The organism is Ruminococcus sp. FMBCY1, from assembly GCF_023921805.1.
Taxonomy (GTDB): Bacteria; Bacillota; Clostridia; order Oscillospirales; family Acutalibacteraceae; genus Ruminococcoides; species Ruminococcoides intestinale_A.
Map to the genome: position 1 here is coordinate 763,299 of NZ_CP074197.1, position 20,503 is coordinate 783,801.

Here is a 20,503-nt window from a genome sequence, read left to right on the forward strand (position 1 = left end):
TTGCTCCCCCTTAAAGATTTATGTTTTGTGTGGCAAGTGCTTCTATTAAATGTTCAACCTTGCCCTTGAAAAATTCCTTGTCCTGTGACTGCTTGGCGAAATCGAGCATACGGATAAAGCTGTCATATGCAATCGAAAAATATGCCTTAAAGACATCCTTGTCATCTGATGTACCGTCGGCAGTCTGAACATTTTTCAGCCTTTCTTCATACTCCTCTTTCTGTCTGCGAAGAGCCTCTTGCTTTTCGTCCTCAAGCTGTTTCCTTACGATTTTCTCGTTCTCACGATATTCTGCTTCGAGTTCGTCGTTGCGTTTGATGTTCTCACGCTCAAGTGCTCTGATGGTTTCGTTCAGTCTGCGCTCATTATCGCTCGGCTCTGCAACGGCAACCTCAATAGGGCGGCTTTCAAGTTCCTGAACTTTATTTGTCAGCTTGAAATTTTTGTTCTTTTCCTCTGCAAGCTGATTTTCAATATTGCGATAGCTTTCTTTTGAAGTGTCCGCCTGCTGCTTGTAATAGTCTGCGTCTTTCTTAGCGTTATTGAGCTGTCTGCAATAGTCAATGCTCTTGTCGGTTGCCTCCTGCTTTTCGCCTTTCAGCCTGTCAATCTCTGCCTTTAACTGCTTAACCGTTGTGTTTTCAAGGTCAAGTTTTTCGGCGATTTCAGCCTGTTCGGGTTCGCTGATTGTGGCAAGAAGTGATAGCTTTGTCATTCCGATTTGTCCAATCGATTGGACATTTTCAGGATTTATTTTTTCTACAATAGAAATATAGTTATATGCGTTACTGCGTTTCATACCTACTTCATTCTCGCAGTAGTCCTCAAAATTCGGATAGCCAAGCTCCTTATACAGCTTGTTGTCACGCATAGTCTTGAGTCCGTTGCACATATCCCATATGTTCTGCTGTGCAAGATTTGCGCTGACAAGAATTTTCTGATGCAGTTCAATGGCCTGCTTATGCTGTTTGCTTACTGTTATTTCTGACATTTTTTATATCCTCCAAAAATTTAGTATATTGCTGTTCAAATTCAACAATTTCGGGTGGCTTTTTATAATTCGACTCTCGTTCGTTTTTGTAGCCGTGACATTGCACTATCGTCAGGCTTTTGGGATTTACTTCAATCGTGAAGTAAGGAATTGACGGTGACGCTTTATGCCGAATAAACAGGATTACTGTGTCACCTCTTGCGTGACGGTTTACATATCCGCCGACACAATGCTTAAGAATTTTTCCCTCTGAAATAATTTCTTCGCCTGTTTCAGGCGCAAGCATTACAAGATTTTGCGTGTCCATCAACAGAGGCTTAAGAGTTTTTGCCCTCTTAGCTATCATTTCCGCTTCAGTCTTATTTGTGTAATAAGCAACCTTTTCAACGGCTCTGTCATGAGCCTGTTCAAGATGAGCAGGCATCAGCTCTTCAATTCCCTCGGGAAGTCTTTTGCAGTTGTCGAGATAATCCTTCCACAGCATTACTCTCTGATGATTCTTGCCGTACTTCAAAATCTGCCTGTATTTAACACCGGCATCGTGAATTTCGTTAACGGCAAAAGTTCCAAGCTTTGACAGACTGCTTACAAAACTGCTTGCGTTCTGAATGTTCGGTTCTTCTTTAATGATGTTGCGGTAAAGCTCAATTTCGTTTGTGCCATATTCACAAAACCTGTGTATATCCGTCTTGCGACATCCAAGCATTTTAAGCAGATTGTTTTCTTTCCAATGAATTTTGTTTAGCTTTAACTGACCGTTCATCAATAAGTCTGCAATCCTATCAAATCCGCCTTTGATCAAATACTCTGCATTGTTGTGCCGGACATATAAATTAAGCCACTTTAAGATTTTGTGAACTGTGTACCTATCTGAAAGCTCATACGCCCCTGAATATTTAAGATCTGTATGAGCAATTACATCAAGATTCAGTAGCACCGTTTGTCCCCAGCTGGACAGTAAGGCTTTTTCTGACGGTCCCCAATACCAAGCAAGACCTTGTGAAGTGTATGGAATAACTCCATCACTTTTCATAAGATGAAACGAACCGTAATAGTAAGAGAACCTTTGCATTGCGTGCTGTTCATACACGTACAAGTATTCGTTCGTAAAAGTGTATTCTGGTAATATTTCAATAGGATTTTCATTGTACAAATCATCGGAAAATAACTGATATGCTGTTACAAATCTGATGTACAGCCTGCCGTCAACGGCAAAGCAAAAACCAAACTTGCGACTTCTTTCAAGACTTTTTCGACCGTAGTGCAGGGCTTTTGCTTCTACGCTTTCCTTGCAATGACCGCACACAAATTTCTGATTATGACAAAGTCGGAGCTGTTCGCCGATATGCCAACTTTGACAGCTTGTGCAGAAATAGTCACAGGTTGTTTTGCTTTTATTTTCGTAGAAAGCATACTGCGGAAAGTACATTGCGATCTGCTTTTCGTGTTCATCTGTCAAGTCGGGAATCTTATTAAGCAGGCTGTCAGGATTTTTGATCATGCTGACACCTACCAATCTATAAGATTGCCGAGGTCAAGAGTTACCGGAGCTTTCTCTTGTTCTGTCGGCTGTTCAAGCTCGTATTCGGACATATGTATCTGCATTGCGAAAGTAACCTTTGCTCCGGGGAAAATCTTACCGACAATCTGCTGATACACATCAAGGTCGGAAACTACAGCGGGGAGCTTCTTTCCCACTTCGTCAATCAGGTTTTCAAGGTTTTCTGCAGCCGTAACGGCTCTTGCAAATTCCTCGTTCTGCTCTGAAAATTCGCAGAGCATTTTCTTTACCGGCTCAAGAATTGCTTTAGATTTACGGTCTTTAAGATTTTTTCCGTTGCACAACTTGATTTTTTTTGTTGCAGAGGATATAATTGAATTAGGCTTATTGTTCTTTGTGCTTGTGGCATTTGCGGTGTCACAGGCACTTTTTTTATTGCTCATTTCTTCACCTCTTCCCCGAAAACATCATACTCATACATACTGTTAATGCGTTGTCTAAGCCTTATGTTTTCGTTTTTGTAACCGTTGATTGCGTCATTCTTAATGCAAAGGTCAAGCCTTGCGTTCTCAAGCTCAATCTGCAAGTGCTTAACCAAGCTATGTAAGTGCTTGTTCTCGTCCTTAAGACTGCGTTTTGTTTTAATGTGTCTGAGTGCCATTTGTTATGCCTCCTTATAGTGAATCATAATATTTTTTTGCGTCTTCTTTTGAGATACGCCATTCACCGTACATTTTTTTGGCCGGCAAAACGCCCGACTGTGCTTTTTTCTTTAAACAATCAACCGAGAACCCCCAAAGGGTTGCCAGCAACGGCAAATCTATGTAGAGTGGGACATCGTCCCAGTTGGTTACTGTTTTCATAGATTTTGGCATATATACCCTCCTTATAAATTTATTGCCTTACACCTCTGTTATCCTCTGTAATTTTGTCTGATACGATTTCAACCTTTTCCACATTGGCGACGCTGAGTGCCAGCTTGAGCAGTACAACGTCGCCTACTGTTCGGGTAATCTGATAGCTTGTAACATACGGGATTTCAGTACCGTCAATTTCAAGAAGAAACTTGTCCTTTGTGTCAATAAGTTTAAGTTTTGCCATTTTCTCACCTCCTCGATTTTTGTTGTATTATTTGTAATTAGATGTTACAATATTTTCAATACTATACTGAAAAATATGATTGAAGAACAAAAAGCTACTCATCAGTCGCAAACTTAAAATGAAAATTGAAAAACTCAAGCTGATTAATTGTATCTTGCAGTTCGTCAGCTTGTTTTTTTGCCTTATTTATAAGGCATTTAAACTCCTGAATATTTGTTGCAGATATATAAAGTGTTCCGTCATTTGCATAGTTGCCAATCATTTTTCCTCCCATCTTCTCACCTCCTCACGCTGTTTTCTGCTGTTCGGCAAAGTCCTGCTTATTGTACAGCTGATTTGCTATACTGGATTGTAAGATAAATAACAGAAATCAAGTGATACGCTTTAAGCGTAAATCTTTTCCAAAAAAAATAAAGTCAACAGGAAATCTATACAGTTCACCTATTCTATGCACCATATCCCAACTTGGCGAATATGTTCCTTTTTCGTAGTTAGAAAGAGTTTCCTTGCTAATATTAAGCATATCAGCTGCTTCTTTTTGAGATAAACCAGCGTTTACCCTTGCAGCTTTTAACGTGATTTTAGGATATTCCATTTGCCTCACCTCCTTGGTACACATATATAATATCACGCTAAAAGCGTAATGTCAAGCAAAAAGCGAAATATTTTTAAAAATATCTTGAATTTTTTACGCTTTTAGTGTATAATGCAAATATAACATAAAAGTAGGTGATCTAATGAGCGATAATAGTGAGCTTAACAAAAAAATTTTTGCAAAGAATTTAAACTATTATATGACTACTAACAATAAAACCCAATCGGATCTTGTAACGGACCTTAATTTAACGGCTTCGACTGTTTCTGATTGGGCAAATGGAAAGAAATACCCTCGTGTTGACAAAATGCAACTTTTGGCTGACTATTTTGGTATTCTTAAATCTGATTTGACAGAGGAACACGAAACATCAAAAATGACTGATGACATTGAACTCCAAGAATACCTCGAGGAGCTCAAGAACAGAAGTGAACTAAGAATGTTATTTAGTCTTACTAAGGGTGCTACAAAAGAAGATGTGGAAAAAGCAGTCAGAATTATTGAAGCATTAAAAAAGGATGAATAGCTTTGGGAGAAATTTTTATTAGAGGTTTAGAATTGCCGCTGACCGTACGAGGCGTAACGGTCTTAGATGAGGACGGCAATTACAATGTATATATTAATATTCTGCTTAGCTATGATACTCAACAGAAAGCCGCTAAGCACGAATTAAAGCACATTACATCCGAGCATTTTTATGATTATGAGCCTGTTGTACATAACGAGCTTGAGGCTAATGCTATATAAGAAAGAAGAATTAATTATGGGATTTTTAGATTTATTTAAAAATAAAAATAATAAATTAAAACCAAATACTCTTGCGTATGTTTTGGCTGATTGTAAGAAATTCAAAATTGATACAATTATTATGTTCACTGCCAAAACTTGTAACTATTGTTCAAAATATGGGCGTAAAAGAAACGGTGGAGGAAAAATATATTCAATAAGTGGGAAATCTAAAAAGTACCCTGCATTATCCACTATACCGTCAGATTTGCTACTCGGTAGATGTCCCAAATGCGATAAAACAATCTCTTTTAATACCTACTATCCCGAACTTGAGGATTTAGACAAGCCGTTTTCAGATAAAGAAATAGCAGAGCTTGACCGCCAAAGGAAGAAGAAATGAACAAAGTCCGTATCCTCGGCAAAGCCGTAGGGTTTTACAGTAACATTTATTAGAATAAAAAATCCGCCCTAAAATAGGAAATCAATTTCCCATTTTGGGGTGATAAAGCGAAAATGTCCAATCGATTGGACAAAACAAATTCTGAAAATGTGCAATCGATTGCACAAATCGGAATGATAAAGCGAAAATGTTTACTCGAGTTTACATTTTGCAGTAATGTTAGTGTGGTGGCTTGAGGAGGGTTTGAGGGTTTTTATAACCTTTCGTATAAGAAAAATAAAAATATTATATATATAAAGGGTTATTTAAAAATGGCTTCAACCCACCACAAGCCTCCGCACATAAGCAATAAAAAATCCGCCCTACCCTGCGCCAACAGGATAGAGCGGAAACCATTACACACAGGGTGCAACGGTGCAGTTAAACGCAATATAATTGTATCATACTCCTTTGTGTTTTGCAAGTTTTGCAGATAAATAACACAAGGGATTTTTGCACCCTTTTTACATTAAAAAGGAGTGTTTATAATGAAAAAACGCAAAGACGGCAGGTATCAAAAAAATATCTATATCGGACGAGATGAAAACGGCAAAGCTATGTATAAGTCTGTATTTGGCAAAACGCAAGCTGAGGTTACACGCAAAGCAAATGAAATCAAGCTAAAAATCAGCAAAGGTATGGATATTCTTAGCGAGAATATGCCGTTCAGTGAACTCTGCGAAAATTGGCTGATATACAAAAAGGCTCTGCTTTCTTCTGACAAGCAGTATAAGAGTTATAAAACAAACCTTAAACCGTTTTCTGTATTAGGCGATGTTGCAATCAGCAAACTTGTAAAAGCAGATTTTCAATGTATCATAAATGACTATTTCGCACGAAATCCACATACAGGCAAACCGACTTCAAAGAAAACTCTGCGTGATTACAGAATGACCGCAAGGCAGGTGTTTGACTTTGCTGTTGAAAACCGCATACTTGACTACAATCCATTAACATATGTCAGAATACCGAAAAATGCACCTGTAAGCGAGCGCAGGGCATTGACCGAGCAAGAACAGCGGTGGGTTATGGAAATGCCACACAGAGCACAACTTCCTGCTATGATCATGATGCTGTCTGGTTTAAGATTAAGTGAATGCCTTGCGTTGCAATGGTATGACATTGACCTTGAAAATGCTCAAATTAGTGTTCATCAAAAACTTGTAATGACAGGAACTCCGCACATTGTGCAAGGCGCAAAGTCAAAGGCTGGCATACGAACAGTCAATATTCCCCACACCCTTGTGGATTTTCTGAAAAATCAAAAGAACCATAAACAATCCGACTTTGTTGTACTTACAACAAAAGGGGAGTTCTTCTCAACAACAGCGTGGCGAGAACTGTGGGACAGCTATATGGCAGACCTCAATCTTAAATACGGAGATTTTTCCGAATATGAGCGAAAGCCAAAAAGTAAGTTCGACCCAAAAGGCGTTCCGTTTGTTATTGAAAGATTCACCGCACATTATCTAAGACATACTTTTGCTACAAACTTGTTCTTTTGCGGTCAAGATTTACTTTATGTCCAAAACCAACTCGGACACGCAAAGCCCGAAACGACTTTGAATATTTATACACATTTAGTGCAAACAAATCAGATTAAGAAAATCAATAAAATTATAGACCTAAACGATTACATCTCTGCGATTGCGGAACCGCAAAAAATGATGTTAGTCTGATGTTAGTCAATGTATAATAAAAATACGCTTGTTTACTGCACTTTTTCAAATTCTTGTAATGTTTCGTAATCAGTAGGTCGACGGTTCAAGTCCGTTCACCAGCTCCACAAATAAACCGCATTACCAAGCCGTTTTTAAGGCTTGTGTGCGGTTTTTCTTTTTGCCTGTTTCCCGTAAAACATTGCTTTTAACTGTATTATAATATGCAAATACAGTAAAAAACCCTCACCTACTTCTATTAACTAAGCAAGTCACTGATTTTATATGCTTATATTCTTTATGTTTTTAATACAAGGCTGATTTTAAATCAAATGCAAAATAACCGTTTACATCTAAGAATACTAAATTATGCCGTAAAATTAAGGTGTAGTAATACATACCCATAACAATTTTCGTTAAAACGGTTATTTATCACAAGTTTTGGTAAATTATGGTTTAGAAAACTGTTTTATCAAGCAATTGTAAAAGTTTGGTCGACCTTTTCAAAGGTTGTAAGTGTGGGCAAGCCCACAAATACTTTCCGTTTATGCAATCTGACGATAGGTGCTGTAAAAAGCAGCATATCAAAAAGCCGAGATTCACGAAATAGTGAGTCTCGGTGATTTTTTTGCTTGCATTCTTGAAATTGTATAAAAATATGATATGAAAATATGAAGAATGTTAAAAATGTTTAAAATTTGGGCATAACTCGAAAAGGTGCAAAACCAAGCACCTTTAATGTAGAAAACTTTTTAGTTTTATGTACCTTGTTGATATGGTTTTTCATTGATATTAAATTATATCACAAAAATGACTGCATTCCTACCTTTCGGTTAGAATGCAGTCGTTTTTTTATTTAGGCTGTTTTTTCAGCTCCTTTAAATGCCGTTTAAAATCGTTTAATTTGCGTTTTAATTGATTAGTAGTGTAACTCTTTACATTTTATATAACAAAGCTAACACAACAAAAATATAGTTGTGTTATATTTGAGATAATAGTTCATCATATACAGCATATATCTGTTTGCCTTTTGAATTTATTGCACCTTCTTTATCCATTCCGTATTCGACAACATTAAAGTAAATAATATCCTGAAAACTACTAATATCATCTACAAAGAAAATGGCATTATTATTTTCAAAAGAATGTTTCAAAATAAAATTATTAACATTATCAAGTGTAATTAAAAAATCAAATTGTTTTTTAGTAAGTATAAATTTCATTTTTTTACCTTCTTTGGATTGGTTTGAATAAGATTACCGTTGGCATTAATAGATACTTGGCATTTAGAGTTAGTAAATACAAAACTATCGTTTTTACTACTGTATATAGGTTCTTTATCAGATAGTATAGCATCTTTTATATTCTCAAGCGACACGCCACTTCTTGCTCTGTTATTATGCATAGGATCGTTTTTTGTACCAAAAACACGCTCAATGAAATGCTTGCTTTGTGATTTGATTTTTATTACTTGTTTGATAACATCTTCAACAGCTGATGTATCAAAATAGTTTTTATCAGAATCATAGTTTGTTGGTGTTGCTATTACAACAAAATCCGCATCCTTGTATGCATTTTCATAATCTAAGGTAGCATATAGATTTAAGTTTTCTTTCTTAAAATATTTTTTAATATATTCATCTTTTATCGGAGATAATATGTCATTGATCAGTTTAACTTTTTTTGGAATAATATCAACAGCAATAACTTCATTGTGTTGAGCAAGCAAAGTGGCAATAGATAAGCCAACATATCATGTTCCGGCTACAGCTGTTTTCATTTTAATTACGCCTTTCGCTTTTTTAATTTATTCAGTAGGTTATTAATTGGCACACGAATAACATCCTTCTCATAATCATTCATGGAGAAGAACCAACTACCAACTGAATATAATACTACATATATCAAAACAGTAAATAAAAATACACTCCAGGAATAAAAATTCACAAAATTTGACACTATAAATGTCATTACACATAATAGTGTAGGAATCCATGACATACATAAAATATTCTTCCAAAACAAAGGAATATTGATTTTAGTAACTTTGTAATAATATATATTCATTATTATTCCTTGACCTAAAATATAGGATACACAAGAACACAGTGCAGCTCCGATACCACCCAAATAAGGTACTATAAAATATGTGGATACTGCATTTAATATGGCTATTGCTAAATAAACCAAAGAACGAAATTTATGCTTATTTTGAGCTATTACAATTGTTAGCCCGGTATTTTGAATATACGGAATTACCAAAGGTATCATTGTTACCAGTGCTATATAGTAAGATTCTCCATAATTTTCACCTGCCCACATAATTAAAAATGGGTGACCTAAAGCTATAAAACCCGAAACTACTAATGCCAACAAAAGATACTGTAATCTTCCGACTCTAATAAAAACCTCGGACAAAGCTTGAGTATTTTCTCCATCCAAAGTAACCATTGAATTGATTTTAGGACCAATTACACCGGATACAGCTTGCGACAACTGCATCAATATATTATTAAATGTCGAGCCAACATTATAAATTGCAACAACTGCAGTTCCTACCAACGCACCTAAAATAACCTTATCTGTGGTCCAAAACAGCATATCTACCAAAGTTCCTATAAACATGTACACTGAAAATACGAGCAGTTCTTTAATAAATACACTTTCAAATCGTACAAATTTTGGTATTATTTTTAAAACCTTAAAGCAATAGTATATATTGACAGGGCAGGCAATAAAATTAAGTAGGAGTCCTGAGAATGTCATACCGATTGAGCCAAATCCACAATATAATAGTATAATGTTAGCAACTGGAGCTAAAACTGTAGAAAAAATATCAATAACTCTTCTAAATATGAATCTTTCATATGCAGTAATAATTGATGAAAAAACACTAATTGGAAAGGCAATGGCTGTGTTAAATGCCATCATAACAATCAATATTTTAAGTTTATCTACTTCCTGTTGCGTAAGACCCTTAGAAAAACATGAATCAGTACATAACATTAATATAAATCCGCCGATAATTACTAAAACAGATACTATCCCGTATATTATCAAAAATAAACCAAATATGCTTCTTACTTGTTCTTTCTTGCCTTCGGCTCTATACTTACATATATATCTAATAATTGTACTGCCAAATCCAAAATTCAATAATGATAAATATCCAACAATAGAGTTTGACAAACTGTATAAGCCATACTCAGCTTGACCAAGTATTCTTAACATAATTGGGGTATATATCATAGGTATAATACTACCTATTGCAAGATTGACATACGATAGTAATGTACCCACACGAAGTTGATTAACTTTCATTATGCAGTCTCCTTAATACCGAGTTAAAAAATATCTTTAATGGATTAGTTTTTCTGCCACTTTTCTGTATTTACTTATTTAGCTTTTTACGATTCAGTGGATATGTTTCACCATAATATAATTTATTTAAAACTGTCTTATATTCAAAAGCAGCATTTGAATTAAGCTCATACTCCATAACTGAATTATTTCCCGAGAATGCTTTCCGGCCACTGATAATAATAGTACATCACTTCTTTTGTAAATACAATTTTCTTACATTTATTAATTAGATGATGACTCATATAAATATCTTCAAAAATTTTACCGTCAGGATATTGTAATCCGTTATATAAATCCTTTTTAATAAGCTTAGCCCAAGAGGCAGCCATAATAAAAGAATAATGATCATTTTTATAAATTAATTCTAAACCTCTTTTATTATCAAAACACTCAACGGCAATATTATTACTATCTGGAAATATATAGTCTGTTTCACTGCCTTTTATAAAATCGCATATAGAAATATCTGCGTCACATTTAATTAAATTTTCATACAGCTTTTCAATTATATTTTCTTTTATATAATCATCACTATCTATCCAGAATATGTAATTACCTTTAGCTAATTTTACTCCGAAATTACGAACATATGAAATACCATGATTTTCTTGATGTATTACTTTTATTCGATTATCGTTATTAGCATACTTTTTACATATATTGTAACTGTTATCAGTTGAACCATCATCTATAATCAATATTTCAAGATTTTTATATGTTTGTCTTAATACTGATTCTATACAATATGCAATATTATTTTCAACATTATAAACGGGTATTATAACAGACACAAGAGCTTCGCAGTTTTCTGTTTTAACCATTAATTAATCCTTTCAAGTACTCTTCTTTAAGTTCAGAATACTCTTTAATCTTATCGTTTAATGTAATTTTTATTCTATCTGTATTTTTTTCAAGCCATAAAAAAGAATTTAATAAATTGTTTTTCTGATTCAAATCCTGCACAGGAATAACATAATTATCATATGTACCAAACAAATCTTTAGCAATTCCTTTTGCTTTCACAGAATATCCTACAACTAAAGTTGGTACGCCGGTAGAATACGCAGCAATGGTTGAATGCGTTCTGGCACCAATAAAATAAGCACATTGACTTATAATATATTTTTGTTGCCTACAATTATGATCATCTACAATAGAAATTCTATTTTTGTCTGATATTTTTTTATATAATTGTTGCAATACTTTTCTGTCATCATTAGAATCCCATATTACATGCGGAATTAATGCAATATTATAATCAGTTTGTTCAATGATATAATCAATTAAACATTCATAGTTTTCAAATGTTTTTCCACGGTTCTTTTCATAATCTAAAATAATCGGACTGATATTAATACCTATTGTGTTACCTTTTACAAAGTTTTTGGGTAACTCTGTCTTTTCAATATTAAGAAAAAATGCGGGATCAGGCAATAATATTGTATTAGGATTTACTTGCTTTATAGCATTATAAGATATACTTTCTCTTGCAATAATTAAATCGAATTTTTTAATGTCTTTTCTTATTCTATTATTTTCTAATACAGAAGGCTCAACAGATGTACCCCACAGCACAAGTTTTTTGACTTTTTTTCTTATTAAGTTATTCACAATAGGATACACTTCTGCATCAGAGTAGCAATAATTATCTCCTCCTACAAATAAACCAATATCCATATTATTAATTTGATTAATTGATTGCTTATGAAGTAAAGCGTCCATATAAATAGATTTATTAAAAATTTTCTGCATAAAATATGCTTTAACAAAATCTAAAGACTTTCGATTAATTGTATTTATCTCCTGTCGCAATTGTACAACAGAATCTAAACCATACTGAAGATCTTCACTGCAATTATATGACAAAAGTATAGATTGATTTAAATCTAATTTAAGCAATTGTGCAGTCGATCTTACTATAGCTTCACAACCATGGTTTTTACTCCCGCCATGGACATACATTACTACTTTCATATTATCTACCCAGTTTTCTTCTTATTTTTAATAAGATAAAAATAAGACTATATTTGTTTTTATTATATAAACATAAAATAACTTTTATTAATATTGAATTTACTTCTTTGGGATTAACTCTTTGGATAGTATTTTTTAATCGTTTATAATCAGATAAATATGATTTATATGAATTACAGTTACAATTAATTAATATTGTGTATATGTATCCGGCAACTCTTTTCATATATAGATTTTTTTCATTTTCTCCAAAAGAGTTGTGATTTTCCAAAAAAGTTCTTGTTTTATTTTGTATTTCAATTTGCTTTATAAAATCAATTTTTTTATCAGACATACCAATGGCGGAATTGTCTGTACCGATTAAATAAAAATATCCGGAATAATCTAAAAATAGTATACTATCTAATTTATTATAAATTTTAAGAAAAAAATCATAATCCTCTGCTAAGTTTATACTTTTGTCAAATGAAATACTATTATCAGTTATAATACTTTTTCTAATACATTTACCTGCCACAAATCCATAAATACCGGTGTCCATCTGTTCTTTATAAAAATTTTTACATATATCATCTATTTTGATTACACCATTGTTAAGAGGTTTAATTGTATCTATCAGTTCACTGTTCTTACTTACTTTTGATAAACCTGAAATTATAAAATCATACTGTGGCTGATACAAATTTTCCAAATAATCACTTGCTACATAATCATCAGCATCAATAAAAGTTACAAAATCGCCACAAGACATATTCAAACCAATGTTTCTTGCATTAGAAACACCGTTATTTTCAATACTTATAACTTTTATTTTTTCATTTTCATACTTTTTACATAAGCTAAGCGACTTATCTATTGAACCGTCATCTACAATTATTAATTCCCATTCTTTAAAATTTTGACCGATAATTGATTGTATAGCCCTGTCTATATATTCTTCTTTATTATATACAGGCATAATAATCGAAAGTAAAGTCATTTTTTCATCCTTTTTTATTATATATTTTATATAATACTTTGGTTTTCTTATGTTTCATTAGATATAATTGAAATCTTAATTTTATGGAAATATCTGATAAGTGCAAATTTTTAAAAGCTGTTTTTAACTCTTGTGAATTTAATATCATATTCATTTCATATAAAGCATCTTCTTCAGACAACTTAGAAGCCATACCTAAACAATTACATGCATAATATAGCATATGGATTTTAAGTTGTTCAGAAAAATCATAATCAGAAATTTGATCAAAAAAATTATGTAAATACTCATTCATTTTGCAGTAAACATTCCATGCTCCCGCTCTATATGAAGTTGTGATAGTTCCCGGATTGGAATAATAATGATATAAATATTCGGTTTTTAAATAATAAAAGCTATTACATTTATATCCGACAATAGCACTAAACAAATTATCTTCTGACCATTTTACATCATTTGCGAAAGTAATAGAATTATCAGCTAAAAACTGACGCTTATATAGGCAATGCCAAACCGAAAGTAATGGTCCATAGTCAATATTACTTCCCATAATTAACGCAGGAAAAATATCGCTTCTGATTTTTTCTTTATCATAAAAACCGGAATCAATATTAAGTGTTTTGTTGAAATTAGTACTGTTACTATTAATTCTTTGATAATCGCACATAACAAAGTCGACTTTATATTTAAGCGCTGCATTATACATTTTTTCATACATATCAGTTTCAATATCATCATCAGAGTCCACAAAACCTATATATTCACCTGTAGCTATCTTCAAGCCTGCATTTCTTGCACTGCTTAAACCACCATTTGCTTTATGTACAACTTTAATTCTATTATCTTTATCAGCAAATGAATCGCACATTATTCCGCAATTATCAGGAGAACCATCATCTACTAAAATTATTTCAAGTTCACTGAGAGATTGCTTAATAATAGAATTAACACATCTCTCTAAATATTTTTCAACTTTGTATACAGGAACTACAACACTAACTTTAACTTTATTCATAAAAATATCCTAACACATAATTAACTATTTTCAATAATTTCATATATTTTATTTATTTCTTGAGAATTTGAATAATCATTTTCAGCACAATTTTCAGAAAGCTGTTGCATAAGTACTTTATTATTTAATAACTTTGCTATGCCATCTGCACATCCTTGATTATCCATAGGAACTATAATACCATCATAACCGTCTTTCAATTGACTTGATGATGTAGCGAATTTTGTAATAACAACCGGTTTGCAAAGCATTTGAGCTTCACGAACGGTTACAGCTTTTCCCTCATATCTTGACGGCTGTACATATAAATCACAATTTTTTATGTATGGATATGGATTTATTTTTTTGCCAAGAATAATAACATTATCTTCCATATCAAATTCTTTTATTTTACTTCTGATAATTTCCTCATCTGTGCCATAACCAATTAAATACCATTTTATATTTAACCCTTTTTCTCGTATAAGTTTACATATCGCAGGGACATTATCAAAATTTTTAGCTTCACAAAATCTACCGATTGAGAGTATTATAATTAAATTTTCTTTAAAATCCGTTATTTTTTCTTTTGATTGAAATTCCAAAAATTTAGAACTTAAGATATTCTCTATTGTTATTGACTTGGAAATAAATTCCGGATAATATTTCAAAAATTTTCTTGTACAATCATCTGACACATTTGCGATATAATCTATCTTTGAATAAACTAATCTATCATATCTTCTTGATGGATTTAGTGTATCATAGTCTGTATGAATCCAGGCGATTTTTTTTTTAGCATTAATTTTGTTAACCAAAACATCTGGAACGCCCAAAAAAGAGATAGCACAATCATATTCACCGGGTATATTAGGTAAAATCCACTGTAAAAAACGAGAAGTATATTGCATATGCATCCATACTCCCTCTTTTTCTTTAGACATTAAACAATGTAATTTTAAAAATATTTTGCTTATAATCCTCGAAATGCCAAATAAATACAATTTACTTTTTATTAAACTAACTATAGGAACATCAAATGTTTTATATTTATTTATTTCCGGTATAATTGTCACTTTAGGATTAATAAATTCTAAAAATTCTCCTTCGTGTCTATATAAAAAAAGTTCAACATCATACTTATTATAATCAATAGCGTCGAGTAATCCCAATAAACTTCTCTCGGCGCCTCCCATAAACATAGAAGGCATAGTAAAAAGAATTCTTTTTTTCATGCTTTATCCTCAATATGTCTTATTTTCAAATTATTTTGTAATGTTACTATAGATTTAGACGGTATATCGTCCTTAATAATACACCCGGCACCTATTACGCAATTATCACCTATAGACACCCCTTTTAAAATAATAACATCAGAGGAAATCCAACATTTTTTACCAATTTTTATTGGTGATGATTTATGTAACGGCAGCACTCCTTCATTAGAAGTAAACATATGATTATTATCAAAAATCTTCACATTTGGGCCAAACTGGCATCCATCACCTATTTCCACAGATGATTTAACACTAATCATATTATTTTCATTAAAATAAACATTATTGCCGATTATTAATTTTGCATTGTCATCTACAATTATTGTAATACGACCGTCATTAATAATTTTATCACCTAAATAAACACTGGATTTTTTTGAAAACAAAAGCTTTGAATTATACGAAAACAATTGATATCCGAATAATTTTAATTGTTTACATTTAATAACTTTTATATAAGTTAATTTAATTTTATTAATAATTACTTTTAAATATGGTTTCATCTAATTTTCCTTAACATTCTATGTATTGGTTTCATAATATCACATCTTAACCTTTTATTTTTACTCATCCAAGAAGCTGAAAACCAATGAATCGAATAAGTATTACTTGTTTTTTCTAATATTCCTGTGGGAGCATCATAAGGATTAAAATAATCCGAAGCATATACGGTTATACCATTTAAATATTGAGTTTTTCCATTAAGCTGCAATCCTAATTTTTTTATAGCTTCTGTATTTAAAATAGGACAACCTACTGTACCGCTTTTTCCATCCAAAAGTTTATCATATTCATTTATCATTAATTTTATTGCAGAACTTTCTTTCTCTGCTCCAAAACCAATACCGGTATTAATATATTCATTAACTTCAAAGCCGACAAAAGCTTTATTTTTTAATAAATCGTTAATTGGTTTTATTACCTCAACATCAGTATCATAATAGATACCGCCTTCAAAATATACAATCAACAATCTGGCATAATCGCTCAAAAACGCATATTTCTTATTATCATAGCAATATTTAGTATAAGCGTTTTGATACACATCAAAGTTATCTTCATTCCATTCGACAATTTCATAGTCCGGACAATATTTTCTCCAACTTTCAATGCATTTTTTGATTTTTTTTGATTTCTCTCCTCTGCCAAACCAACAATAATGTATTTTTTTAGGTATCATTTTATTCTCCATTTGTATTAAAACACTAAACTAAAAAGTTCACATAACATTTTGTAGCATATTCCTTTGAATGAATTTTTGCAGGATTTCCCAATACTACCGAATGATCAGGTACATCAAAATTAATAAAGCTGTTTGGTGCAATCATAACATCATTTCCTATATTGACTTTACCGACAATAGTAGAATTTATACCAACCGACACATTATTACCAATTTTAGGAACACCTGCTCTATCTCCTCTATTTTCTCTACCTATAGTACATCCTTTATGTAAATTAACATTATCACCGATTATAACATCTGATGCCACAGTAATATTGTATGGATGTCCTAAATATAACCCTTTTCCAATTGTGGCTGACAGTGAAATTTCTAAACCGTATTTTTTAGTCAATCTATATAATCTTGCTCTGTTAATACAGTTATTTTTTACTTTTAATTTTCTCCATAAATACATAAATTTAAGTTGATGATATAAAAATAAACTAAATTTAGCTTTAAAAGAAAAAGAATAGCTATTACCTGTCATTCTATAGTAATCATATTTAAAAATCTCATTCATAAGCTGCACCTTTTAAAAATTTATATCCAAGATACTTGTCCATAGCTGTTAGTAAAAAATTGGTAATTAGTATGCCATCCCATACCATAAGTAAATACGATTTGATATATAAAATATAATGTATAGCAGATATATGCCGCATTTTTTATCCACGGAATTTTTGAATTAACTACCATCTCGTTAACATTCCATACCAATAGCAATACAGAAAATACTTCGAAATATATATTAAATCTGGCATACACAGATGAAAACACTCCTGCCATTGTAAATACAGTGAAAAACAGAGCCATATTAAATACAGTGTTGTAATATTTATATTTATTTTTCATTAGATCTTTATTGAAAAAAGCTAAAACAATCGGCACAACACTTACCAATACTCTGAAGATATTTATGCTGTAGTTCCATTCTTGTCCGGAATATCTATCACCATAATCCGATCCCGATAACAGGTTATCAACAAATCCTCCTGTCAATGGGGATGTAATTACAATTAATATTGAAATAGCTAAAATAAATTTTGTCATTTTACCGCAAGCTTCTGTATTTGTTATAAAATACAAAAGCAAAAAAATATATGCCGATGTATGTATTTGAGCAACAATAAATACTAACGGTAAAAACAAATACCATTTTCTGTTCGCTAAAAGTTGAAATCCCGCAACTATTATTGCAGTAGCCAAATACTGTCTCAGTCCATTCATTGAATGTTCCCAACAGCCGGACATTATAAAAATATAAAAAGCAAATTTTAAATCACCGCTATAATTATATAAAAAATACATTAAAGGGAAAATAGTTATTAATGAAGTAATTTCAATAAAAACTCTCGGGTCAGTAGATATATAAGTATGTATGAACGACATATAAAACTGAAACAACCATTCGTTTCCAATTGAAAAGGAGGATATGCACTCATCAATTGGCATAGCTTTAGTAAAGATTTCCCAATATGCTATAGTATCACCAAAATCAAATCTTTGTCCTGTTACATACACTAATAACAATGTTCCTAAAATAAAAAATAATGTATTTGTATCTCTTATCTTAGTCTTTTCGGTTTCAATTGTAATATTTTTATCAAGCGGTTTTCTGCCAACATAAAACAATATTAATACTAATACTGTTGTATATACAAATACATTCATTAACTAAATCCCTTCAACCTTCATATAAGAAGATTTTGATTTTTTTACAACGATTATCTTTAACAGAAATCCAAGCGGAACGCTTAATACTGTTAAAAACTTTTCCGGTGATTCTTTTATAAAGTGTTTATTTTTAGCTATTAAAGAACTTGAAACATAGTGAATACAAGCCTTTATCTTTTGTTTGGTATTTATACTGTGTTTCATTTGTTCTTTTCTCCAAAAAGCAAATCCTTTTGGATTCCTTACATATTGTCTGTACATATTTGTACTCGAACCGTCCATTTGATAATCAACAATACAAACACATTCATTAAGTATTTTTAATTCATATTTTTCATCAATCAGATGATACTTATATGCAAGTGCAACATATTTCTCATTGTCAAACACAGGATACGGAGGCGTTTGTTTTATTATATCTGTCCTGTAAATTAGTTTTTTATCACCAAAGCCACCATTATTATAATACCCCATAAGGGTTGTGCTTTCTTTGTCTGTTGGCAATTCTTTGCCAATTACTTTTTTTGTTGAATCGGCAAAATCGAGTGCAATTATACCGGCATAACCTTTATTTTTGTTTTTATTCCAACAATCAATAATCAATTGCACCGCATTATCCGGCATATAATCATCCGAATCTACACAAACATTGAGTTCGGTATCAATATTTTCGTAAGCCGTATTATGCGCTGTATGCATTCCGCCATTTTCTTTGTAAACATACTTTATTTCAAAGCCATTATTAATTTTAATCCATTCCTTTATAATCTCATATGGATTATCAGTAGAACCGTCATCAATAATCAGCCAAACAAAATCCTTGGATGTTTGTCTTTTTAAACTTTCATAAGTTCTTTTTAAAGTATTTATTCTATTATATAATGGTGTAAATACAGTTAAAGTTGCCATTTTCATTCTCCATAACAAAACGAAGTGTAAAAGTTTTGCAGTTTATTTGCATTATTTTTAATATCAAATCCGGAAGCTACAATTTCATCATATGTATCATTTTTCTCAATTTTTGCAGCCTCTATTATTTTATTCGCCCAAAAATCTAAAGGCTTTTCTAAACTATAACGAAAAACTCTATCTGTTTTTATACACTCCGGTGGAACATTATCGGATATAACGCATGGTAATCCGGCAGCTTGAGCTTCAATTATAGAAAGCGGCAAACCCTCGTAAAGTGACGGAAAAAGAAATACATCCATAGCCTGTAAAATTTTATTTACATCGGTTCGGTTACCTAAAAATAAAACACTATCAGATAATGCAAGAGATTCTACTTTTTCTTTAATTGCTTTCTGTCCATCGCCTGTACCAACAAGCACCAGTTTCGCCGCTGTATTCTTTTTATGCACAAAATTAAATACATCAATTATAAAATTATGATTTTTTTGAGGATTAAATCTGCCTACATGGCCGATAACAAAATCTTCTTGGTTAAAGCCAAGTTGTTCTCTCATTTCTTCACGAATTTGTTTATCGAAACGATAAGATTGGGCATCTATTGCATTATTTAAAATTGTATACGGCTTTCCGTTAAACATCCAATCGCCTGCCTCTTTTCCACAAGAAAGCAAATGTGTAGCGTACTTTGGAATTAATCTCTTAGAATATAATTTAATCGGATATTTTAAATTTTTATCTTGACTTTTATTGTGTGAATGAGCAATCCTAACTCTTACACCATTTTTTTTGGCTATTTTTAGAGGGTATGCGCTCATACAATCTAAATGACAATGTACAATATCATATTTATGTTCTTTAAAAAATGAATCCAAAGCATTAAAATAAGATTTTGAAAAAGGATTTAACATTGGCATATGATAAATTTTACCGCCCAAAGCAACTATTTCTTTATCATAATCAGCTTCTTCCTGACGATGAACAAGAAAGTCAAACTGAACTTTATTGCGATCAATATTTCTATAATAGTTCATTATCATAGTTTCAAGACCGCCTCTGCCCATATATGTTACAATTTGTAATACTCTTATCAT

At 32.0% G+C, this 20,503-nt stretch carries 25 protein-coding genes and 1 pseudogene; 4 read left to right on the top strand and 22 right to left on the bottom strand.

Going from position 1 to position 20,503, the window contains the following annotated elements:
• Positions 1-10: 10 nt before the first annotated feature.
• The 8 genes from KGF34_RS03630 to KGF34_RS03665 all read right to left on the bottom strand — a co-directional run bounded on the left by KGF34_RS03630 (position 11) and on the right by KGF34_RS03665 (position 4,188).
• Entirely contained in the window at positions 11-991 is a 981-nt protein-coding gene (locus KGF34_RS03630; protein WP_252559838.1) for a hypothetical protein, read from the bottom strand.
• The gene (locus KGF34_RS03635) at positions 960-2,492 is read right to left on the bottom strand and encodes a PcfJ domain-containing protein (protein ID WP_252559839.1); all 1,533 of its coding nucleotides are present in this window, start codon (positions 2,490-2,492) and stop codon (positions 960-962) included. Before KGF34_RS03635 ends, KGF34_RS03630 begins: the two co-directional genes overlap by 32 nt.
• 8 nt (positions 2,493-2,500) lie before the next feature.
• Positions 2,501-2,935, bottom strand: a complete 435-nt coding sequence (locus KGF34_RS03640) for a hypothetical protein (protein WP_252559840.1) — start codon at positions 2,933-2,935, stop codon at positions 2,501-2,503.
• Positions 2,932-3,153: a hypothetical protein gene (locus KGF34_RS03645; protein ID WP_252559841.1), complete on the bottom strand. Its 222-nt coding sequence runs from the start codon at positions 3,151-3,153 to the stop codon at positions 2,932-2,934. Before KGF34_RS03645 ends, KGF34_RS03640 begins: the two co-directional genes overlap by 4 nt.
• Before the next feature lie 13 nt (positions 3,154-3,166).
• Positions 3,167-3,367, bottom strand: a complete 201-nt coding sequence (locus KGF34_RS03650) for a helix-turn-helix domain-containing protein (protein ID WP_252559842.1) — start codon at positions 3,365-3,367, stop codon at positions 3,167-3,169.
• Positions 3,368-3,386: 19 nt separating this feature from the next.
• Positions 3,387-3,593, bottom strand: a complete 207-nt coding sequence (locus KGF34_RS03655) for a hypothetical protein (protein WP_252559843.1) — start codon at positions 3,591-3,593, stop codon at positions 3,387-3,389.
• A gap of 94 nt (positions 3,594-3,687) precedes the next feature.
• Entirely contained in the window at positions 3,688-3,867 is a 180-nt protein-coding gene (locus tag KGF34_RS03660) for a hypothetical protein (protein ID WP_252559844.1), read from the bottom strand.
• Positions 3,868-3,963: 96 nt separating this feature from the next.
• Positions 3,964-4,188: a helix-turn-helix transcriptional regulator gene (locus KGF34_RS03665; protein WP_252559845.1), complete on the bottom strand. Its 225-nt coding sequence runs from the start codon at positions 4,186-4,188 to the stop codon at positions 3,964-3,966.
• A 142-nt stretch (positions 4,189-4,330) separates the two neighbouring features.
• On the opposite strand from KGF34_RS03665, the gene KGF34_RS03670 reads away from it, so the two are divergent.
• From KGF34_RS03670 to KGF34_RS03685, 4 genes are all read left to right on the top strand, one after another.
• Positions 4,331-4,714 (top strand): helix-turn-helix transcriptional regulator, encoded by a 384-nt coding sequence (locus KGF34_RS03670; RefSeq protein ID WP_252559846.1) that lies wholly within the window; start codon positions 4,331-4,333, stop codon positions 4,712-4,714.
• Positions 4,715-4,716: 2 nt separating this feature from the next.
• Positions 4,717-4,935 (top strand): hypothetical protein, encoded by a 219-nt coding sequence (locus tag KGF34_RS03675; RefSeq protein WP_252559847.1) that lies wholly within the window; start codon positions 4,717-4,719, stop codon positions 4,933-4,935.
• A gap of 16 nt (positions 4,936-4,951) precedes the next feature.
• Positions 4,952-5,317, top strand: coding sequence for a hypothetical protein (locus KGF34_RS03680; protein WP_252559848.1), 366 nt, complete (start codon positions 4,952-4,954; stop codon positions 5,315-5,317).
• A 527-nt stretch (positions 5,318-5,844) separates the two neighbouring features.
• Positions 5,845-7,035, top strand: coding sequence for a site-specific integrase (locus KGF34_RS03685; RefSeq protein ID WP_252559849.1), 1,191 nt, complete (start codon positions 5,845-5,847; stop codon positions 7,033-7,035).
• Between the two features lie 959 nt (positions 7,036-7,994).
• Here KGF34_RS03685 and KGF34_RS03690 read toward each other — a convergent pair.
• The 14 genes and pseudogenes from KGF34_RS03690 to KGF34_RS03755 form a co-directional block, all read right to left on the bottom strand.
• Positions 7,995-8,237 carry a hypothetical protein gene (locus KGF34_RS03690; protein ID WP_252559850.1) on the bottom strand — a complete coding sequence of 81 codons (243 nt, stop codon included), beginning with the start codon at positions 8,235-8,237 and terminating at the stop codon, positions 7,995-7,997.
• Between the two features lie 239 nt (positions 8,238-8,476).
• Positions 8,477-8,752: pseudogene (locus KGF34_RS03695) on the bottom strand (UDP-glucose 6-dehydrogenase); the annotation flags it as partial.
• A 47-nt stretch (positions 8,753-8,799) separates the two neighbouring features.
• Entirely contained in the window at positions 8,800-10,335 is a 1,536-nt protein-coding gene (locus KGF34_RS03700; protein ID WP_177817338.1) for an oligosaccharide flippase family protein, read from the bottom strand.
• 185 nt (positions 10,336-10,520) lie between these two features.
• Positions 10,521-11,198 (bottom strand): glycosyltransferase family 2 protein, encoded by a 678-nt coding sequence (locus KGF34_RS03705; protein WP_252559851.1) that lies wholly within the window; start codon positions 11,196-11,198, stop codon positions 10,521-10,523.
• Complete coding sequence (locus tag KGF34_RS03710) at positions 11,191-12,351, bottom strand: polysaccharide pyruvyl transferase family protein (protein WP_252559852.1); 1,161 nt, start codon at positions 12,349-12,351, stop codon at positions 11,191-11,193. Before KGF34_RS03710 ends, KGF34_RS03705 begins: the two co-directional genes overlap by 8 nt.
• 1 nt (position 12,352) lies before the next feature.
• A complete protein-coding gene (locus KGF34_RS03715; protein ID WP_252559853.1) occupies positions 12,353-13,330 on the bottom strand; it encodes a glycosyltransferase family 2 protein in 978 nt (325 codons plus the stop codon).
• A 4-nt stretch (positions 13,331-13,334) separates the two neighbouring features.
• Complete coding sequence (locus KGF34_RS03720) at positions 13,335-14,345, bottom strand: glycosyltransferase (RefSeq protein ID WP_252559854.1); 1,011 nt, start codon at positions 14,343-14,345, stop codon at positions 13,335-13,337.
• Positions 14,346-14,365: 20 nt separating this feature from the next.
• Positions 14,366-15,559: a glycosyltransferase gene (locus KGF34_RS03725; RefSeq protein WP_252559855.1), complete on the bottom strand. Its 1,194-nt coding sequence runs from the start codon at positions 15,557-15,559 to the stop codon at positions 14,366-14,368.
• Positions 15,556-16,104, bottom strand: a complete 549-nt coding sequence (locus KGF34_RS03730; protein WP_195410022.1) for an acyltransferase — start codon at positions 16,102-16,104, stop codon at positions 15,556-15,558. Before KGF34_RS03730 ends, KGF34_RS03725 begins: the two co-directional genes overlap by 4 nt.
• Positions 16,101-16,781: a glycosyltransferase gene (locus KGF34_RS03735; RefSeq protein ID WP_252559856.1), complete on the bottom strand. Its 681-nt coding sequence runs from the start codon at positions 16,779-16,781 to the stop codon at positions 16,101-16,103. Before KGF34_RS03735 ends, KGF34_RS03730 begins: the two co-directional genes overlap by 4 nt.
• A gap of 25 nt (positions 16,782-16,806) precedes the next feature.
• Positions 16,807-17,346 (bottom strand): serine acetyltransferase, encoded by a 540-nt coding sequence (locus tag KGF34_RS03740; RefSeq protein WP_243240562.1) that lies wholly within the window; start codon positions 17,344-17,346, stop codon positions 16,807-16,809.
• Positions 17,347-17,366: 20 nt separating this feature from the next.
• Positions 17,367-18,497, bottom strand: coding sequence for an EpsG family protein (locus KGF34_RS03745; RefSeq protein WP_252559857.1), 1,131 nt, complete (start codon positions 18,495-18,497; stop codon positions 17,367-17,369).
• 3 nt (positions 18,498-18,500) lie between these two features.
• Positions 18,501-19,409, bottom strand: coding sequence for a glycosyltransferase family 2 protein (locus KGF34_RS03750; RefSeq protein WP_252559858.1), 909 nt, complete (start codon positions 19,407-19,409; stop codon positions 18,501-18,503).
• Between the two features lie 2 nt (positions 19,410-19,411).
• Entirely contained in the window at positions 19,412-20,503 is a 1,092-nt protein-coding gene (locus tag KGF34_RS03755) for a glycosyltransferase family 1 protein (RefSeq protein ID WP_252559859.1), read from the bottom strand.